At 71.2% G+C, this 19,006-nt stretch carries 13 protein-coding genes and 4 pseudogenes; 7 read left to right on the forward strand and 10 right to left on the reverse strand.

The features are described from left to right. Positions 1-66: 66 nt before the first annotated feature. A complete protein-coding gene (locus tag ACGFIK_RS16890) occupies positions 67-1,410 on the forward strand; it encodes a solute carrier family 23 protein (protein ID WP_327026947.1) in 1,344 nt (447 codons plus the stop codon). 94 nt (positions 1,411-1,504) lie between these two features. Here ACGFIK_RS16890 and ACGFIK_RS16895 read toward each other — a convergent pair. The 5 genes and pseudogenes from ACGFIK_RS16895 to ACGFIK_RS16915 form a co-directional block, all read right to left on the reverse strand. Beyond that, positions 1,505-1,636, reverse strand: a pseudogene (locus tag ACGFIK_RS16895) (poly(3-hydroxybutyrate) depolymerase); the annotation flags it as partial. A 7-nt stretch (positions 1,637-1,643) separates the two neighbouring features. Further along, on the reverse strand, positions 1,644-4,127 hold the full coding sequence (locus ACGFIK_RS16900) for a DNA topoisomerase IV subunit A (RefSeq protein WP_327026948.1): 2,484 nt from the start codon (positions 4,125-4,127) through the stop codon (positions 1,644-1,646). Positions 4,128-4,158: 31 nt separating this feature from the next. Then, positions 4,159-4,797 (reverse strand): annotated as a pseudogene (locus ACGFIK_RS16905) (toprim domain-containing protein); the annotation flags it as partial. A gap of 6 nt (positions 4,798-4,803) precedes the next feature. Beyond that, a pseudogene (locus tag ACGFIK_RS16910) lies at positions 4,804-6,276 on the reverse strand (DNA topoisomerase); the annotation flags it as partial. Further along, positions 6,250-7,820, reverse strand: a pseudogene (locus tag ACGFIK_RS16915) (ATP-binding protein); the annotation flags it as partial. The pseudogenes ACGFIK_RS16915 and ACGFIK_RS16910, both read right to left, overlap by 27 nt. Before the next feature lie 179 nt (positions 7,821-7,999). On the opposite strand from ACGFIK_RS16915, the gene ACGFIK_RS16920 reads away from it, so the two are divergent. The 4 genes from ACGFIK_RS16920 to ACGFIK_RS16935 all read left to right on the forward strand — a co-directional run bounded on the left by ACGFIK_RS16920 (position 8,000) and on the right by ACGFIK_RS16935 (position 11,328). Continuing rightward, positions 8,000-9,259 (forward strand): hypothetical protein, encoded by a 1,260-nt coding sequence (locus ACGFIK_RS16920; protein ID WP_327026949.1) that lies wholly within the window; start codon positions 8,000-8,002, stop codon positions 9,257-9,259. A 32-nt stretch (positions 9,260-9,291) separates the two neighbouring features. Further along, entirely contained in the window at positions 9,292-10,143 is an 852-nt protein-coding gene (locus tag ACGFIK_RS16925) for an alpha/beta fold hydrolase (RefSeq protein ID WP_327027183.1), read from the forward strand. A gap of 82 nt (positions 10,144-10,225) precedes the next feature. Further along, entirely contained in the window at positions 10,226-10,855 is a 630-nt protein-coding gene (locus tag ACGFIK_RS16930) for a hypothetical protein (RefSeq protein WP_327026950.1), read from the forward strand. A gap of 92 nt (positions 10,856-10,947) precedes the next feature. Then, a complete protein-coding gene (locus tag ACGFIK_RS16935) occupies positions 10,948-11,328 on the forward strand; it encodes a hypothetical protein (RefSeq protein WP_327026951.1) in 381 nt (126 codons plus the stop codon). Positions 11,329-11,345: 17 nt separating this feature from the next. Here ACGFIK_RS16935 and ACGFIK_RS16940 read toward each other — a convergent pair whose 3' ends face one another. Continuing rightward, positions 11,346-12,251: a DUF72 domain-containing protein gene (locus ACGFIK_RS16940; protein WP_327026952.1), complete on the reverse strand. Its 906-nt coding sequence runs from the start codon at positions 12,249-12,251 to the stop codon at positions 11,346-11,348. Positions 12,252-12,354: 103 nt separating this feature from the next. Between ACGFIK_RS16940 and ACGFIK_RS16945 the strand changes: the two genes are divergently transcribed. Both ACGFIK_RS16945 and ACGFIK_RS16950 read left to right on the forward strand, forming a co-directional pair. Beyond that, positions 12,355-13,401, forward strand: a complete 1,047-nt coding sequence (locus ACGFIK_RS16945) for an NAD(P)-dependent alcohol dehydrogenase (protein WP_327026953.1) — start codon at positions 12,355-12,357, stop codon at positions 13,399-13,401. Positions 13,402-13,432: 31 nt separating this feature from the next. Beyond that, positions 13,433-13,948, forward strand: coding sequence for a 2'-5' RNA ligase family protein (locus ACGFIK_RS16950; protein WP_327026954.1), 516 nt, complete (start codon positions 13,433-13,435; stop codon positions 13,946-13,948). 156 nt (positions 13,949-14,104) lie between these two features. Here ACGFIK_RS16950 and ACGFIK_RS16955 read toward each other — a convergent pair whose 3' ends face one another. Genes ACGFIK_RS16955 through ACGFIK_RS16970 form a run of 4 tightly spaced genes read right to left on the reverse strand, consistent with a single transcriptional unit; the run spans position 14,105 to position 19,004 of the window. Beyond that, positions 14,105-15,013, reverse strand: a complete 909-nt coding sequence (locus ACGFIK_RS16955) for a siderophore-interacting protein (protein WP_327027184.1) — start codon at positions 15,011-15,013, stop codon at positions 14,105-14,107. A gap of 32 nt (positions 15,014-15,045) precedes the next feature. Next, positions 15,046-17,154, reverse strand: a complete 2,109-nt coding sequence (locus ACGFIK_RS16960) for an iron ABC transporter permease (RefSeq protein ID WP_393340108.1) — start codon at positions 17,152-17,154, stop codon at positions 15,046-15,048. Beyond that, entirely contained in the window at positions 17,151-18,137 is a 987-nt protein-coding gene (locus tag ACGFIK_RS16965; protein WP_393340111.1) for an ABC transporter substrate-binding protein, read from the reverse strand. The genes ACGFIK_RS16960 and ACGFIK_RS16965 overlap by 4 nt, the downstream gene beginning before the upstream one ends. Before the next feature lie 33 nt (positions 18,138-18,170). Next, a complete protein-coding gene (locus ACGFIK_RS16970; RefSeq protein WP_327026957.1) occupies positions 18,171-19,004 on the reverse strand; it encodes an ABC transporter ATP-binding protein in 834 nt (277 codons plus the stop codon). Positions 19,005-19,006: the final 2 nt, after the last annotated feature.

A 19,006-nucleotide genomic window follows, 5' to 3' on the forward strand; every position in this document is an offset into this window, starting at 1 on the left:
GATCGCCCATGCTAGAAACGTCCAGGGTTTTCGCCCCCGTCAGCACTTCGACGCGAAGGGCCAATCATGACCCAGTCCCCGACCGAACCGCGTTCCCGCTGGTCACCCTGGTCCCTGCACGGCGACGGCCGCACCGTACGCCCCGGGGACGTGGTGCACCCCGACGAACGGCTCTCCTGGCCCCGCACCCTGGGCATCGGGGTGCAGCATGTGGTGGCGATGTTCGGGGCCACCTTCACGGTGCCCCTGATCACCGGCTTCCCGCCGGCCACCACCCTCTTCTTCTCCGGGCTGGGCACCCTGCTCTTCCTGCTGATCACCGGCAACCGGCTGCCGTCGTACCTCGGCTCGTCGTTCGCCTTCATCGCCCCGGTGCTGGCGGCCAAGGCCGGCGGCGACATCGGCCCGGCCCTCGGCGGCATCGTCGTGGTCGGGGCAGCGATCGCCCTGGTCGGCATGGTGGTGCAGTTCGCCGGAGCGGGCTGGATCAACCGGCTGATGCCGCCGCTGGTCACCGGCGCCATCGTGATGCTGATCGGGTTGAACCTGGCCCCGGTGGCCTGGGACGGCGGCGGGAACGGCGGGGTCAAGGCCCAACCCCTGGTCGCGGTGGTCACCCTGGCCGCGATCCTGATCTTCACGGTGCTGTTCCGGGGCTTCCTGGGCCGGCTGTCCATCCTGCTCGGGGTGCTCGTCGGCTGGGTGCTCGCCGCGCTGACCGGCGGACTGGACCCGGCCACGGTCACCGGGCTACGGGAGGCCGCCTGGGTCGGGCTGCCGGAGTTCCACGCGCCCAGCTTCAGCCTGCGCGCCGTGGTGCTCGTCATCCCGGTGGTCCTGGTGCTGATCGCGGAGAACGCCGGCCACGTCAAGGCCGTAGCCGCCACGACCGGCCGGAACATGGACCGGGACATGGGCAAGGCCTTCATGGGGGACGGCGTGGCCACCATGCTCGCCGGCTCCGGCGGCGGCTCCGGCACCACCACGTACGCCGAGAACATCGGGGTGATGGCGGCGACCCGGGTCTACTCGACCGCCGCGTACTGGGTCGCCGGGCTGGCCGCAGTGCTGCTCGGGCTCAGCCCGAAGGTCGGCGCGTTGATCCTCACCGTGCCGGCCGGGGTGCTCGGCGGCGCCACCACCGCCCTCTACGGGCTGATCGCCATCCTCGGTGCCCGGATCTGGCTGGACAACCGGGTCGACTTCCAGGACCCGATCAACCTGCTCACCGCCGCCGTCGCCGTGATCATCGGGGCCGCCGACTACACCCTCACCGTCGGCGACCTCTCCTTCCACGGCATCGCCCTGGGCTCCGCCGCCGCCCTGATCATCTACCACGGCATGCGCCTGATCGCCCGGCTGCGCAACACCACCCCGACCTCCCGCCAGGGCCCCGAACCGGAACTCTGAGCAGCTCCGCCGCCGCTCGGCTGGCCGGCGGCATCTAGGCCGGACCGTGTGTCGAAGTCCCCGGCCGGGACCGGGGACTTCGACATCTCCTTGATCAGAACTGCGAAAAGAACCGCCAGACCTCACCCTTGGTCCAGGTCCTGGCGCCGCTGTCGCCGCCACCGTCCACGGGACCGGGGGTGTGACCACCGTCGAACGCACCCCACTGCACCGGGCCGGACCGGCAACTCCGCCTACTGGCGATCGATCTGATGACCGATCACGGTGGGGCCGAGCATGACGGCGAAACCGGAGCCGTCCCGACGGGGATCGGCGGCCGGAAGTTCGACCGGTTCGCCATTGGCCGTCGAGCCCACCGGGCGAGGGCCGATCCAGCCGACGACCACGTCGGTCTCCCCCTTGAGGAAGCGCTGGGCGCGCACCCCGCCGGTCGCCCGCCCCTTCGCCGGGTACGCCGCGAACGGCGTCACCTTGACAGTGGCACCGGTGGAGGTCACCACCATCGGCTCACCGTGCTGCGGATCGTCCGTACGCACCGCACCGAAGTACACCACCTGCGACCCGGCCGACAGGGCGATGCCGGCCATGCCGCCACCCTTGAGCCCCTGCGGACGAACCGTGCCGGCGGGGAAACGCAACAGCGACGCCGCGCTGGTCAGGAAGGCGAGGGACTCCGTACCGTCGACCAGCCAGGTCGCCCCGACCACCTCGTCGCCGTCGCGCAGCCCGATCACCTCGAACTCGTCGGAACGGACCGGCCAGTCCGGGGCGCAGACCTTGACCACCCCCTGACGGGTACCCAACGCCAGACCCGGAGAGCCCTCGGCGGTGCCGCCCAGGGGCGCCAGACCCACCACGGTCTCCCCCGGCTCCAACGGCACCAACTCGGCCGCGGACATCCCGCCGCGCAGCGACACCGTGCCGGACTGCTCCGGCAACACCGGCAGGGGCAGCACATCCACCTTGAAGGCCCTACCCGCACTGGTCACCAGCAGCACCCGACCCCGGGCGGTGGAGTGCACCATGGCGCGTACCGCGTCGTGCTTGACCCGGCCGTGCCGGCGCCGCCCCTCGGCGGCCTCCTCCGACTCGGCCGCGGTACGGGCCACCAGCCCGGTGGCCGACAGGATCACCTGGCAGGGGTCGTCGGCCACCTCCAGCGGCCCGGCCGGGGCGGAGGCGGCGAGCACCTCCTTGAGATCACCGTCGACGAGGGTGGTACGACGCGGGGCGGCGAACTGCTTGACCACTGCGGCCAACTCGTCGGAGACGACCTTCTTCAGCACCTTCTCGTCGTCCAGGATGGTGGACAGCTCGGCGATCTCGGCGCGCAGCTTCTCCTGCTCGGCCTCCAACTCCAGCCGGTCGTACTTGGTCAGCCGACGCAGCGGGGTGTCCAGGATGTAGCCGGCCTGGATCTCGGAGAGCTTGAACCGGCGCATCAGGCCGTCCTTGGCGTCCTGGGCGTCCTCGCTGGCCCGGATCAGCTTGACCACCTTGTCGATGTCGAGCAGGGCGATCAGCAGACCGTCGACGAGGTGCAGCCGCTCCTCGCGCTTACGCCTGCGGTACGCGCTGCGCCGGGTCACCACCTCGTACCGGTGCGCCAGGAACACCTCCAGCAGCGCCTTCAACCCCAGAGTGCGCGGCTGCCCGTCGACCAGCACCAGGTTGTTCACCCCGAAGGACTGCTCCAGGGGGGTTAGGCGGTACAGGTCGGCCAGCAAGGCCTGGGGGTTGACCCCCACCTTGCACTCGATGACCAGGCGGGTGCCGTTCTCCCGGTCGGTGAGGTCCTTGACGTCGGCGATCCCGGTCAGCCGCTTGGTCTTGGTGACCTCGTTGGTGATGGCCGCGATGACCTTCTCCGCACCCACCCCGTACGGCAACTCGACCACCGTGATGGCCTGCCGACCCCGGCTGCCCTCCAACGGGCCGACCTCCACCTTGCCGCGCATCCGCACCACGCCCCGGCCGGTCTCGTACGCCCGGCGCACCTCGTCCAGGCCGAGCAGCAGCCCACCGGTGGGCAGGTCCGGACCGAGCACGAACTCCATCAGCTTGTCCAGGGTGGCGTCGGGGTGCCGGATCAGCCAGCGGGCCGCCGAGACGACCTCCCCCAGGTTGTGCGGGATCATGTTGGTGGCCATCCCGACCGCGATCCCGGAGGTGCCGTTGACCAGCAGGTTCGGGAAGGCGGCCGGCAGCACGGTGGGCTGGGTCAGCGACCCGTCGTAGTTGGGTTCGACGTCGACGGTCTCCTCACCCAACTCGCCGACGAGCAGCATCGCCTCCCGCGACATCCGAGCTTCGGTGTAACGCGCGGCGGCCGGTCCATCGTCAGGAGAGCCGAAGTTGCCGTGCCCGTCGATGAGCGGGACGTTGAGCGAGAAGTCCTGGGCCATCCGGACCATGGCGTCGTAGATCGCGGTGTCGCCGTGCGGGTGGTAGCGCCCCATCACGTCACCGACCACCCGGGCCGACTTGACGTGCGCCCGGTCGGGCCGGAAACCCGACTCGTACATGGCGTACAGGATGCGCCGGTGCACCGGCTTGAGGCCGTCGCGGGCGTCCGGCAGGGCCCGGGAGTGGATGACCGAGAAGGCGTACTCCAGGTAGGAGTCGGACACCTCGGTGACCAGCGGGTTGTCGAAGACCCGCGCGCCGGCCTGGTCGAACGCGGAGTGGTCGACCTTCGTTTCCTTGCGGCGTGCCATGGTTCAGCTTTCCTTCCGAAGAACCCGTTGGTCAGGCGTCGATGGCGTCGCGGTCGACCCGGTCGGCGGAGTCGATAAGCCAGTTGCGGCGCGGCTCGACCTTCTCCCCCATCAGCAGTTCGAGGATCCGCTCGGCGGCGTCGACATCCTCCAGGGTGATCCGGCGCACCGACCGGGTGGCCGGGTTCATCGTGGTGTCCCACAACTCGTCGGCGTCCATCTCACCGAGACCCTTGAACCGGGGAATGGGGGTGACGATCTGCTTGCCGGCCTTCTCCAGCTTGCGGACGGTCGCCTCCATCTCCGCCTGGGTGTAGGTGAAGATGGTCTCCGGGTTACGCCCCTTGGTGGTGATCTTGTGCAGCGGCGGCATCGCGGCGTAGAGCCGACCCGCCTCGATCAACGGCCGCATGTACCGGGCGAACAGGGTGATCAGCAGGGTCCGGATGTGGGCGCCGTCGACGTCCGCGTCGGCCATGATGAGCACCCGGCCGTACCGCATCGAGGACAGATCGAAGGTACGCCCGGAGCCCGCCCCGAGCACCTGCACGATGGCGGCGCACTCGGCATTGTCCAGCACCTGCTGGAGGTTGGCCTTCTGCACGTTGAGGATCTTGCCGCGGATCGGCAGAAGCGCCTGATATTCGGCGGTACGGGCGACCCGAGCGCTGTTGTGCACGAAGACGCCCGCCTCCAACGCGAAGTTGTGGTAACCCTCGACCGTCAGGTCATACACGTCCGCCGTCTCATCGAGCGGTTCGACGGACACCACCTGGTGATTGACCAGAGCAGCAGCCTCACGAAGGCGGGCATAGTCACCGTCGTAGAGCTTGAGGAGCCGGTCGAAGCGCAGCCCGGTACGGGCCGAACGCAGGCGCTCAGCCTCGTACGCCGCCGCGAGGTCACCGTCTTCCAAGGCGAGCATCGGCGCGAGTCGGCGCAGCGCGGCAAGCCGGCGCCCGTCCTGCTGGCGACCTACCCGTTCGCCACGCGGCACGGTCGCCACGTACCGGGCTCGTCCAGCCTGCACCTTGGCGAGGTGGTCGTTGTTCGGATCGGTCAGCCGCTGCTTCATCCGGCGCGAGTGATGCTCGCCGAACTCCGGATTGTCCGCGTGCCAAGCCAAAACCGCGTTGCGCTGCCGGGTCCTTTCCGCAGGGTCCGAGAACTGCTCGATCGTCTTCTGCGACCGCCAGGCACGCAGTTCGGAGTCCTGCCACTGCCGCACGGACCGCTCCCGCCATTGCTCACGCCGGGCCGGGTCGGCGAAGTACCGCCTGACCCGCTCCGCAGCCGTCGCCCGGTGCTCCGGATCCGACCAGTAACCAGCCTGCCGCTGGCGCATCCGGTCTGCGTAGGCACGCCGTTGGTCGTCACTGAGCGCGGCGTACCAATCCTGGAATCCCTGCTCGAACTTTGCCCGGAAGGCGGGTGACTCGTTGAGCGCGAAGAGCCGTGCCAGGCATGCTTCACGGAAATCAGGGTCCCGCCACTGAGCCGTCAGCATCGCCGACTTGAACTCACGACCACCGTTCGCGAACCACTCACGCCACCCGGCGTGGACATGTTCGCCCATCATCGAGGCGTGCAGCGCCGAGTGGTCGGCCCAGGTCATGCGCTGAATGTTGCGCGGGTCGTTGTTGCGCTTGTCGATGTCGATATGGTGACGCACGTTGCCGTTGGCCGCGCTGTCCCGGCCGTGCCTGAGATTCCAGGCGTCGGCGAGGTAGTGGGTATAGACCCACTCATCCCTGTCATTCATCCAGACCCGCTCGTATCCCTGTAGCTTCTGCCCAGCGGCCTTGCTGGACAGGCTGCGGTAGAGCGGCATGAGGGAATCGCCGGGCGTGAGGGCGTCGGCACGGCGGTAGGAGCCGTCGCGTAGGCGGAAAAGGTGATCCGGGGTGCATCTGACCGACTCGCCGTTGTCGAGGGTCACCCTCACCAGCGGCGCGGCCCGCTTAGTCAGGCGCGGTTCGACCAGTGGCGCGACGACCACCCGACCCGCCTTGTTGGTGGTGTAGCCGAAGTGGGTGACGCCCCGCTGCCAGTCCTCGGCAAGATCCGCGAACGAGCGGCTGATGCCTGAGGCCAGCGCAACCATGGTGTCGCCGGTAAAGCAACCGAGCGCGCTGTCTCCCTCGACGATGAACAGCTCGCTGCGGTCCACGCCGGTCGCGCGGCAGTCGACCAGTTTGGCCGGCATGGCCGCGCCTTCCAGGGCGGTCTTGCGGCGGGCGGCGTCCTTCTGCTGCTTCTGGGTCAGGCGTACCCGGGCGGCGTCGACGATCTTCTGCAGGACGGTGCGCGCCTCGGTCTTGGTCTTGCGGTCCTCCAGCCAGGACTTCAGGTGCTGCTCGACCAGCCCCTGCACCACCTTGGTGACCCCGGCGGTGGAGAGCTCGTCCTTGGTCTGGGAAGTGAACTGCGGCTCGGGCACCCGTACGTGCACCACCGCGGTCATGCCCTCCAGCACGTCGTCCAGGGTGGGGGCGTCCTCCTTGGCCTTGAGCAGGCCACGGGTGTTGCGTACGGCGTCGGCGAGGGTACGCGCCAGGGCCCGTTCGAAGCCCTTGCGGTGGGTGCCGCCGTGCGCGTTGCGGATGGTGTTGGTGAAGCACTCGACCGTGCGCTCGTAGCCGGTGCCCCAGCGGAAGGCCACCTCGATCTCGGCGCGTCGCTGCACGTTGGACTGCATCACGCCGTTGGCGTCGGCGGCGTTCTCCCGGTAGGTGCCCTCGCCGGTGACCAGCAGGGTGCCGGAGACCGGCCGGTCTCCGGCCGGGGCGAGGAAGTCCACCATGTCGGTGAGCCCGTTGGGATAGTGGAACTGCTCCTCGGTCGGCTCCTGGGCGGTGCGGTCGCGCAGGGTGTAGCTGACCCCGGGGACCAGGAAGGCGGTGTGCCGCAGCTTGGCGCGTACCGCGTCGTGGTCGAGGGTGGCGCCGGTCTCGAAGTAGCGGGGGTCGTACCAGTAGCGGATCGAGGTGCCGGTGCGCTGGCCGCGCTTCATCGCCCCGGCGACCTGGAGGCCGGGGCCGGGGGTGAAGGGCGCCTCCGGGCCGTCGCCCTCGAAGATGCCGGGCACCCCGTGCCGGAACGACATGGTGTGCACCTTGCCGCCGCGCCGGACGGTGACGTCGAAGCGGCGGGACAGGGCGTTGACCGCCGAGGCGCCTACCCCGTGCAGACCCCCGGAGGTCTTGTAGCCGGAGCCGCCGAACTTGCCGCCGGCGTGCAGCCGGGTGAGCACCAGCTCCACCCCGGAGATGCCGGAGCGGGCGTGCACGTCCGTGGGGATGCCCCGCCCGTCGTCGTCCACCTGCACCGAACCGTCGGGGTGCAGGGTGACCTCGATCTTCGTGGCGTGGCCGGCGACGCCTTCGTCGGTGGAGTTGTCCAGGATCTCGTTGACGAGGTGACCCACGCCACGACTGTCGGTGGAGCCGATGTACATGCCGGGCCGCTTGCGAACGGCGTCCAGCCCCTCAAGATGGGTGAGGTCATCGGCCCCGTACAGGGTCTCAGGCTCTGCGGTCAACTCCGTCGTACTCCCCGGTCTCGGCGATGTGCTGCCCCACACCGTCGGTGGTCGGCCCAGCGTGGGACGGCCGCAGCGAGCGTAGCCGTACGCCCCGACACCTGACGCGGACACCCGTGCGGCACGCCGCACACGGCCTCTGCTGGTGGCACCTGCCGCGGTCAACGCCCCGTCGCCCGGCCTTATGCCCGGGCCGGATGCGGCACGGGCGGAGTTAACTCCCCCCTGACCCACATGTCACATGCGTTTCCCGTTGTTGACGCACGTCACACCTGCGTGATTCCATCACGAGAAGAGGATCTTTCATATTTCCATGAATGGATGGGAAACCATGCCCAGGTTGCGTCGTACCGCCGCCGCGATGGCCCTGGCCGTCGTCGCGGCAACCCTCTCCACGACTCTCACCGGCGCCGCCCCTGCGGCCGCGGCGGCACCCACCGCCGCGGTCGCCCTCGGCGACAGCTTCATCAGCGGCGAAGGCGCCGGGGGGTACCAGCCGGTGGTCGACTCGACCGGGGTCGCCCGCGGCTTCCCGGGCTGGACCGCGCCGAACAGCAACGCCTTCTTCTGCCACCGGTCCGGAAATGCCTCGCTGCACCAGGCGTCACTGCCCGGCATCCAGGACCGGTTCAATCTGGCCTGCTCCGGAGGCCAGCCGCGCGACATCGCCGCCGCCTCGTCGGCGCGGACCGGCGGTCGACAGGTGGCCGCCCAGCTCGACCAGCTCCGCACGGTCGCCCGGACCCACGACATCGACCTGGTCCTGATCGGTCTGGGCTCCAACAACAGCTCGTTCACCTTCGGCGGGGTGGCGGAGAAGTGCGCCAACCGGTTCATCGCCGACGCCTGGACCGGCTGGTGGGAGTTCTGGGCGTACCTGGGCGGCCCGGTGGAGCAGAAGCCCTGCACGGACGCGGACCTGGCCACCGCCGCGCAGATCAGCGCCGCGACCGCCGAGACCACCGCGGCGGTACGCCAGATCCTGACCACCTTGCGCGAGGTGGACGCCGACGGTCAGCACCGGGTGGTGTTGCAGGACTACACGAACCCGCTGCCGCTGGACCTGGCCTCGCCGTACCACTCCGAGGACAGCCGGGACGACACCCGGGACAAGTTCCGCGCCCTCGGAGCGGAGCGGTACGCCGCCGGCTGCCCGATCCACCGGGCCAGCCTGGCCCCCGGCCACCGGTTCTCCCAGGGTCTCGGCACCATCGTCCGCTCCACCCGGGACACCCTGGCCGCCGAGTTCCCCAGCACCGACCTGGTCTATCTGAACGTCCAGCGGGCCTTCGACGGCGCCCGGCTCTGCGAGACCTCGAACAGCCCGACCGGCACGCTGGCCACCCCGATCCGGCTGATGGACAACCCGCCCAACGGCACCTTCGTCACCAGCCTCTCCGGCAAGGACAAGATCGCCATCCAGCGGATCGCGAACACCTGCGCTACCTACTTCCAGACCTGCCAGGAGTCGTGGCACCCGAACGCCGCCGGGCATCAGGTGCTCGGCCAGTGCCTGGCCGGGGCGGCCACCACCATGGCCCGCTCGGTGGCCTGCGTACGCGCCTCGAACGGCACGATCAGCGTGTCATGACTCGCCGGTAACCTGATCGGGTGACCGAGACCGTGGAGTACGTGCAGGAATTCGTCCAGGTCGACGGCGCCCGCCTGGGCATCCAGGTCTATCCGGAGCCCACCGGCCCGGCGGAGGCACCGGTGGTACTGGTCGTGCCGGCCATGGGGGTGCGGGCCCGGTACTACCGGCCCTTCGCCACCGCCCTGCGGGCCGCCGGACTGCGGGTGGTCGTGGCCGACCTGCGGGGCACCGGCGAGAGCACCCCCAGAGCCAGCCGGGCCTGTCGGTACGGCTACCCGGAGCTGGCCGCCGACATCGGTGCGGTACGCGCCGCCCTCAAGGTTCGGTTCGACGGTCGGCGCACCCTGCTGCTGGGGCACTCCCTCGGTGGGCAGGCCGCCGTGCTGCACCTGGCCCTGCACGGCGAGCAGGAGGTCGACGGGTTGGTGCTGACGGCCGTGGGGATCCCGTACTGGCGGGACTTCACCGGCCCACGGCGCTACGGGGTGCTGCCGTACACCCAGGGCATCGCCGCCACGGCCCGGCTGCTCGGGGTCTGGCCGGGCTGGGGGTTCGGTGGCCGGCAGGCCCGCGGGGTGATCCGCGACTGGGCCTACACCGCCCGCACCGGTCGCTTCCCCGACCTGGAGGGGGTGGACACCGAGGCGGCCGTGCGGCAGATCCGTACCCCGGTGCTGGCCGTCAGCTTCGCGCACGACCAGTACACCCCGCATGCCACCCTGGACCGGCTCTGCGCCAAGCTCCCCGAAGCTGCTGTGGCACGCGTGCGGTATCCCGACCCGCAGGGGGTCCGGCTGGACCACTTCACCTGGGTACGCCACGCCGCCGAGCCCTTGGCCGCCCGGGTGGCCGACTTCGCCGCCACTCTGCCGGCCCGCTGACCCCTCCCACCCCCACCCGGTGATTAGGCCCTGCCAGGGCGGGTAAGCCGCAGCGCTCGAAAACGGCTTGAGGGGGACAAACATGTCGGACACACACACCGCTCTTCGATCCATGCACGACCTGGGCCTGGCGGCCTGGTTCGGTGGCTCCCTGATGGGAGCCTTCGGCGTCAACGGCGCTGCGGCCCAGGTCGGCGACTCGACCCAGCGGCTGCCGGTGGCTTCGGCCGGGTGGTCCCGGTGGACCCCGGTCAACGCCGCCGCCATCGGCGCCCACCTGGCCGGGGCGGTAGGTGAACTGGTCACCGAGAGCCCTCGGATGGCCGCCCAGCGGGGTGTCGGGCGGGTGAGCACCCTGAAGACCGCCCTGACCCTCAGCGCCCTGGCGGTGACCGGGTACAGCCGGATGCTCGGCAACCGCCTGGCCCGGGCGGGCGGGCCCAGCGTGGCCGGGGTGACCGAGCCGAACCAGCAGACCCCGCAGAACGTGGCCGCCTGTCAGCGGCAGCTCAAGCTGCTCCAGTGGACCATTCCGGCGCTCACCGGCGCGCTGATCGTGGTCACCGCGTACATGGGTGAGCAGCAGAAACCCGGGCAGGTCCTGCGCGGGGTGCTCGGCCGGGCCAACGGCCTGATGCAGTCGCCGAAGGCGATGGCCAAGGGCGGCGGGCTGATGCAGATGTCCAAGGCGATGAGCCACAACGGCCACTGAGTGGCCGCCGGCCCGGCGGTGAACGGCGACGTGCGGGCCACCGGGCCCGAGGGCGGCGCCCGGATCGCCGCGGCCGAGGGAGGGAGCCGGTCATGACGGACAGGCACAGGCAGGACCGGGGGCCCGAGGGGGTCGAGCCCTGGGGGACCACGGGCGGCTTCGACGCCGACCCCCCGTGGGGTCTCGGCGAGGACTCGCCGGGGGACGAGGGCAGCGAGGAGACCGCTGTGCCGGAGGGCCGGCGTGGGCAACGGCGAGCAGGCGAGACACCGAGTGGACGGCCGAGCGCCGGCCGGCACGGGTTCGGGTCGGTGGAGCCGACCCGGACGCCGGCCGCCGGGCCGGGGGCGCCCCCCGATCCGGCGCCGTCACGCCGCTCGTTTCCCGACGAGGTCGTCGGCGAGGACCTGCCGGACAACGCGCTGGAGGAAGCGACCGGTACGCGACCGGAGGGGGTGTCCTGGCGCCGCTGAGCACCTGGGCACCCGGCTCAGCGCGACGACCGTTCGGCTCCGGCTGCTACCCGCCCCGCGGCGAGCAGACCGGCCAGCCGCTCGGCGTCGCGCTGGGCCTGCCCGGCGCAGCAGTTGTTGAACAGCACATGCAGTTCGTCGGCCTGCCCGGCGAGTTCGGTCAGCAACTCCGACCAGATGCGCAGTTCCCGGTCCGCGTAGGCGTACCGGAAGCGCTCCTCCTTGTCGCCGCCGGCCCAGGCGGTGCTGTGCCCGTGCATCCGTACCATCGCCAGGTCGGCGGTGGCGATCAGGATCGGTGGCACGGACTCGGGGTGGCCCTGCGGCATGTCCACGGCGCAGTTGGTCAGCCCGTGCTCGCGGAGGAAGGCCAGGGTCTCCAGCGCCGCGGTGCCGTCGAACCAGGAGCCGTGTCGCAACTCGACGGCCACCCGCCAGGGTCGGCAGCGTTCGGCCAGTTCGGCGATCCGGTGCCGGGCCGCCTCGCTGCGGGCCAGCCACGGCGGGAACTGCAACAGCACCGCGCCGAGCCGGTCGGCCGCCGCGATCGGCTCCAGCGCCGCCCGGAACCGGCGCCACAACTCGTCGTACGCCGCCGGTGGCAGATCCCGGCGGCGGATCCGGGCCGGGCCGCCGCTGGGGCGCAGGTCGGCGGGGAGGGTGGCGACCGGGGTCGGATGACCGGTGAAGAGGCGGTACGCCTTGACGTTGAAGGTGAAGTCGTCCCCGGTGGCCGCTACCCAGCCCTGGGTGGTCTCCGGCGTCGGCACGGCGTAGTACGAGGTGTCCACCTCGACCAGGGGGAACTTGCCGGCGTAGTAGTCGAGCCGACCGGCCGGGGTGTTCGCCGCCCGTGGGTACCAGCCGGACCGTACCAGGGTCTGATCGGCCCATGAGGACGTGCCCACCTTGATGACACTCATGTAATTCAGTGCACCGCTACCCGGTGCGATCGGCAACCGCTGGGTTTGAATCGATCCTCACCGGGCAGCCGAGGCGTTGGCTACAGCGGACAAGGAGGCAAGGATGCGTGCGCTACGGCTGCCTGCATGGAAGACGGACCCGGAACTGGTCGAGGTGGATGAGCCGACACCCGGCCCCGGTCAGGTGGTGGTGAAGATCGGCGCTGCCGGTGCCTGCCACTCCGACCTGCACCTGATGCACGACTTCGAGGCGGGCAGTCTGCCCTGGAACCCGCCGTTCACCCTGGGGCACGAGAACGCCGGTTGGGTGCACGCCCTCGGTTCCGGGGTGACCTCACTGGAGTTGGGCCAACCGGTCGCCGTGTACGGGCCGTGGGGTTGTGGGGTCTGCCCCCGCTGCCGGCTCGGCGCCGAGAACTACTGCGAGAATCCGGCCGCCGCGCCGATTCCCGGCGGTGGGGGCGGTCTCGGTCTGGACGGCGGGATGGCCGACTACGAGCTGGTGCCGGACGCCCGGCTGGTGGTGCCGCTGCCCGACGGGCTGGACCCGGTGCAGGCGGCACCGCTGACCGACGCGGGGCTTACCCCGTACCACGCGATCCGCCGGTCCTGGTCGAAGCTGCCGCCCGGCAGCACCGCCGTGGTGATCGGCGTGGGTGGGCTGGGGCATGTGGGGGTGCAGATCCTCAAGGCCACCACCGCGGCCCGGATCATCGCGGTGGACACCCGGGACGAGGCGTTGCGGCTGGCCGAGGAGTGTGGTGCCGACCTGACGCTGCGTTCGGGTGAGCGGACCGTCGAGGAGATCCGTTCGGCCACCGGGGGCCGGGGTGCGGACGTCGTGCTGGACTTCGTCGGCGCGGACCCCACCCTGAAGATGGGGGCCGCCGCCGCGCGTACGGTGGGGGACCTGACCATCGTCGGCATCGGCGGCGGGACCCTGCCGGTGAGCTTCTTCTCCGTGCCGTACGAGGTCAGCATCCAGACCACCTACTGGGGCAGCCGACCGGAGCTGGTCGAGGTGCTGGATCTGGGTGCCCGTGGGCTGCTGCGGCCGAAGACGACCACCTTCAAACTGGATCAGGCGATGACCGCGTACCGGCAGATGCAGGACGGCACCCTGGAGGGCCGGGCCGTGATCGTGCCGTGACCACCGACGCGGCGGCCCCTAGAGTGATCATGTGGTCGCCGCGTTGGAGCTCTATCTGGACACCGTCGCCACCCGCCGCATCCGGGTCCTCTGGGACGCTCTGGAGGCCGAGGGCGTGCAGAGCCTGCGTTCGCTGCTGGAGCAGCGGCACCGGCCGCACGTGTCGCTGGCGGTGGCACCGCGTTTCGACCCGCAGCGGGTGGCGGCGGCGTTGGAGGGTACGACCGTGGCCGCGCCCCTGCGGCTGTCCTTCCAGTACGTCGGCCAGTTCGTCGGCCGGGTGCTCTGGCTGGGCCTGGCGCCCACCGTGGAGCTGCTGGAGCACCATCGGCGGGTGCACGACCGGCTGACCGCCGCCGGCATCCCCCTGACCGAGCACTACCGCCCGGGCAACTGGATCCCGCACTGCACCCTGTCCATGCGGGTACCGAACACCCTGTTGACCCCGGCCATCCGCCGCTGCCTGGAGATCCTCCCCCTGGAAGCCACCATCACCAGCGCCGCCCTGACCGACCACGCCCGCAACATCTCCCACCCCCTCCCCTAACATCCCCCGCCCTCTCCCCCCGCCCCTCCCCCCTCCCCCCGCCTCCTCCCCGTCGATCTTGCACTTTCTGCCCCCGCATACCGCATATAGCGGACGAATCAGCGACCAAAAGTGCAAGATCGCCGGGGATGGAAGGGGTGGGGAGGGCGGAAGGGATCAGGAGGTGGGGTCGGGGTGGCCGTGGCGCCAGTAGCCCATAAAGGCGACGGCGCGGCGGTCCAGGGCGCAGTCGGTGACCAGGTGGCGGCGCAGGGTGCGGATGACGCCTGCCTCCCCGGCCAGCCAGGCGTAGCAGGGGGCCGTCGGCGGGACCTCGGGTATGTCCCAGAGGATCGCCTCCACCTCCGTCTCCTCCATCGAAGGGCCGGGGCCGGCGGGCGGCGCGACGGCCAGCAGGTCCCGGGCGGCCTCGGCTACCGCGCCGATCAGCCGGGCTCCGTAGGGGCCGCCCTCGCGGGGCAGCCAGGTCACCTCTACCCCGGGGGGCGTGTCCAGCGGCAGGACGTCCGCCGCGTGGGGGACCTCCAGCAGCACCCGGCCCCGGGCGTCCAGGGGCAGCCGCTCGCAGATGCCGCTGATCGCCGGGACGGCGGTCTCGTCCCCGGCCAGCAGCAGGCACCCGGTCGACGGCGGGCGGAACTCGCGTCCACCGTGGTCGCCCGCGTAGCCGGCGTCCGGGCCGGCGATGGCGATCTCATCGCCGGGGCGGACCTGCTGGGCCCAGCGGCTGGCCGGGCCACCGTCACCGTGCAGCACCAGGTCGACATCGAGTTCGTGCAGGTGCTGCCGGACCGCCCGAACGGTGTAGGTGCGGATCGGGTTGCGTAGGTGCTCCGGCAGGGCCCGCCACTGGGCGTACCAGTCGGGGCCCTGCGGCAGGTCGACCGTCCGCTGGCCGGGCAGCGGCAGGGCCAGCTTGATCCGCTGGTCGTAACCGTTGTCGGCGAAGCGGTCCAGGTCCGGGCCGGTGAAGGTGACCCGGACGAAGGAGGGGCTGAGCCGGCGTACCGCGCGGATCTCGACGGAGAACAACCGCCACGGCGCGACGGGCAGGGTGTTGGTCATGCTGCCTTCCTTGGTACGGGCCACGGGAGGGGTCATCGGGACTGCGCGGCCGAGGCGCGCGAGCGCCACAGCAACCAGACGAAGTACGGGGTGCCGATCAGGGCGGTGACCAGCCCGGCCGGGATCTGGGCCGGGGCGATCACCGTGCGGCCCAGGGTGTCGGCGAGGCTGACCAGGGCGGCACCCAGCAGGGCGGCGACCGGGAGTACCCGGCTGTGTCGGCCGCCGACCAGGGCGCGGGCGGCGTGCGGGGCGACCAGACCGACGAAGCCGATCACCCCGACGGCGGAGACCGCGGTGGAGGTGAGCAGCGCCGCCGCGGCCAGGGCCACCAGCCGGGTGCGTTCCAGCCGGACTCCGAGCACCCGGGGGGTGTCGTCGTCCAAGGCCATCAGGTCCAGTTCGCGGCGGGCGGCCAGCACGGCCGGGGTGAGCACCAGCAGGGCGATCGCCACCGGCAGCACCTGGGTGGCGGTGCGGCCGTAGGTGGAGCCGGACATCCAGGTCAGGGCCTTGCCGGTGTTCCAGGGGTCGTGGGCGACGATCAGGAAGGTGATCAGCGCCATGCCGCCCTGCCAGGCCCCGAACCCGATCAGGACCAGCCGGTCGGAGCTGAGTCCACCTCGCCAGGCCACCCCGTAGACCAGGGCGAAGGCGAGCATCGCGCCGAGCCCGGCCATCCCGGAGACGGCCCAGACACTGGCCAGCGGCACGAAGGTGATCAGCGATACGGCGCCCAGTCCGGCTCCGGCGGTGATGCCGAGGATGCCGGGCTCGGCCAGCGGGTTGCGGCAGACCCCCTGCACGGTGGTGCCGGCCACCGCCAGGGCCGCGCCGGCCAGCAGGGCGGCGGCGACTCGGGGCCATCGTTGGTCCAGCACGAAGGTGTACGCCGGGCCGGTGCTGCCGTTGACCCAGTTGACCAGGTCACCGAGGAGCACCCAGGTGTCCCCGGCCAGCATCCCGACCAGCACCGCCACGGTGACCACGACGGCCGTCACCCCGACGACGGTGCGGTGGAAGGCGGCCGAGCGTACGGCGGCGTGACCCCCCGGGGGTCGGCGGGTGGGTCCGGCGTCGCGGTGCCGCCGGGCCAGCCAGATCAGCACGGCCGCACCGAGCAGGGTGGTGACCACCCCGGTGGGGATGTCGACCCCGGCCTGGGCGCCCATGATCGCCCGGAGCAGCACGTCCGAGCCGAGCACGATGATCACCCCGGCCAGGCCGGAGAGGGGCAGCAGCACCCGGTGGCGGTGCACTCCGGGCACCAGGGGTCCGAGCAGCCGGACGATCACCGGCGCGCAGAGGCCGACGAACCCGACCGGCCCGGTGAGGGTGACCGCCGCGGCGGAGAGCAGGACGGCCAGCACGGTGACGATCAGCCGGGTACGCCGTACGTCGAGGCCGAGCACGGTGGCGGTGTCGTCGCCGAGGGCCAGGATGTCCAGGCGGTTACCGAGCAGCATCAGCGCCACGATGGACAGGCCGATGACCGGGGCGAGTTGGGTCAGGGCGTTCAGGTCGCTCTGCACCAGGGATCCGTTGCCCCAGGCGAACAGGCCGATGGTGGCCTGTTCGAAGAGCAGGAGCAGCAGCATGCTCACCGAGCTGAGGGCCAGCCCGGTGGCCGAACCGGCCAGGATCAGCCGGGTGGTGCCGGCCTGTCCGCCGGAGGACATCGCCAGCACCAGTCCGGCCGCTGCCAGGCCGCCGCAGAAGGCCAGTCCACCGGCCGGCAGGGCGGGCAAGGCGATGCCGAAGGCGGCTACCGACACGATGGCCAGGTGGGCACCGGCGTTGACGGCCAGGGTGTCCGGCGAGGCCAGCGGGTTGCGGGCGATGGACTGCAGGGCCGCACCGGCGAAGCCGAGGGCGATACCGATGGCCAGCCCGGCCAGCAACCGGGGCACCCGGGAGGCGACGAGCACCCGAACGGTCTCGTCCTCGCCACCGGTGAGCAGTCGCAGCAGGTCCAGGGCGCCCACGGTGGAGGTGCCCTGGGTGAGGTGCACGACGGCGACCACCAGGGTCAGCGCGGTGGCCGCGATGAAGGCCCCGACGACGCGGGTACCGGACAGGCGTCCGGCCGGAGCCGGCCCGAGGGCCGGCTCCGAACGCGGAGGCGCGGACAGCTCGGTCACACCGCGTAGGTGTTGACGAACTGGTCGATGTACTGCTTGGCGGAGAGCGGCCCGCCGAAGGTCCAGATGCCGTCCGGCATCCGGTGCAGGTTGCCCTGCTGGACGAAGGGCAGCGACTTCCAGATGGCGTTGTCGGCCAGGCCCTCGGCGAAGACGTCCGTACCGTCCGAGGCGTTGTAGAAGAAGTGCAGGTCCGGGCTCTTGAGTCCGGTCAGGCCCTCGACGTCGGTCTGGCCCAGGCCCCACACCTCGTCGACCTTGCCGGTCCAGGCGTTGGTGAGGCCGAGCTGGATGCCGAGCTGGGAGACGAAGGCACCCTGGCCGAACATCCGGATGCTGACGGTGCTGCCTTCCTTCCAGCCGTCGGCGATGGCGAACGGCTTCCCTGCGGCACCGGCCTCGGCGATCTTCTTCTTGCCGTCGGCCAGGGCGGCGTCGAAGTCGGCGAGCAGCTTCTCCGCCTCGGCGGTCTTGCCGACCGCCTTGGCGATCATGTTGAGGTCGGCACGCATCCGGCCCACGTTGTCGGTGGCGTCGCTGCTCTTGGTCACCAGCACGGGGACGTACTTCTCCAGCTGGTCCAGCAGGGCGGCGCCGCGACCGTCCGAGACGACCACGAGATCGGGGGCGAGGGCGACGATCGAGTCGACACTGGGCTCGCCCCGGGTGCCGACATCCTTGACCTCGGGGTCCAGCTTCGCGGCGGTCACCCAGGTGGCGTACCCCTTGGGGTCGGCGACCCCGACCGGCATGACGCCGAGGCTGACCAGCATCTCGACCTCGCCCCACTCCAGGCCGACGACCTTGGTGGCGGGGCGCTCGAGCTTGATCTCCTTACCCCGGCTGTCGGTCACGGTGACCGGTCCGCCGGTGGCGGAGGCGGAGGGGGCGGGTTCGGCGGTGTTCTCGGTGGTGCCGCAGGCGGCCAGCAGCAGCGCGGTAGCGGCGGCGGCGACCAGGGCGGTGACACGGGTACGGGACATGACGTTCTTTCTCTTTGCTGGACCGGTCCGGGTTCAGACCGGGATACGGGTCAGGTGCCGCCCCACTGGGCGGGTGGTCACCAGACCGGTGAGTGGATCGGTGCTGACCTCGATGCGGATGCCGTAGGTCTCGGTCAGGTCCGTCTCGGTGAAGACCTGCTCCGGGGTACCGGCGGCGCGGATGCGGCCGTTGTGCAGCAGGACCACCTCGTCGGCCACCGCGGCGGCCTGGTTGAGGTCGTGCAGCACCACCCCGACCGCGACGTGGTGCTCGTCGGCCAGCTCGCGCATCAGGTCGAGGATCTCGACCTGATAGCGCAGGTCGAGGAAGGTGGTCGGCTCGTCGAGCAGCAGTACCTCGGTGTCCTGGGCCAGGCAGGTGGCCAGCCAGACCCGCTGGAGTTCGCCGCCGGAGAGTTCGTCCACGGGCCGGTCGGCCATCGCGGCCACCCCGGTGACCGCCATCGCGCGGGCGATCGCGGCCGGGCCCTCGGGGTCCTCGTTGCGCCAGCGGCCCCGGTAGGGATGGCGGCCGTAGCCGACCACGTCCCGGACGGTGACCCCGTTGGGTACCGGTCGACTCTGCGCCAGCAGGGTGACCCGGCGGGCGAATTCCTTGGCCGGCAGGCTGGCCGCGGCGACACCGTCGGCGCAGAACACCGCCCCGGTGTCGATCGGGTGCAGCCGGGCCAGCGCCCGCAGCAGGGTGGATTTGCCACTGCCGTTCGGCCCGACCAGGGCGGTCACCCTCCCGGCAGGCAGGGCGATCGAGGCGCCGTGGACCACTGCCTTACGGTGGTAACCCAGGCAGAGGTCGACGCCACGAAGGCGCTGCTCAGCGTCGTTCGACGCCAGTACGCTCGACATGC

Source organism: Micromonospora sp. NPDC048871 (assembly GCF_043198155.1).
In the GTDB taxonomy this organism is placed as follows: Bacteria; Actinomycetota; Actinomycetes; order Mycobacteriales; family Micromonosporaceae; genus Micromonospora.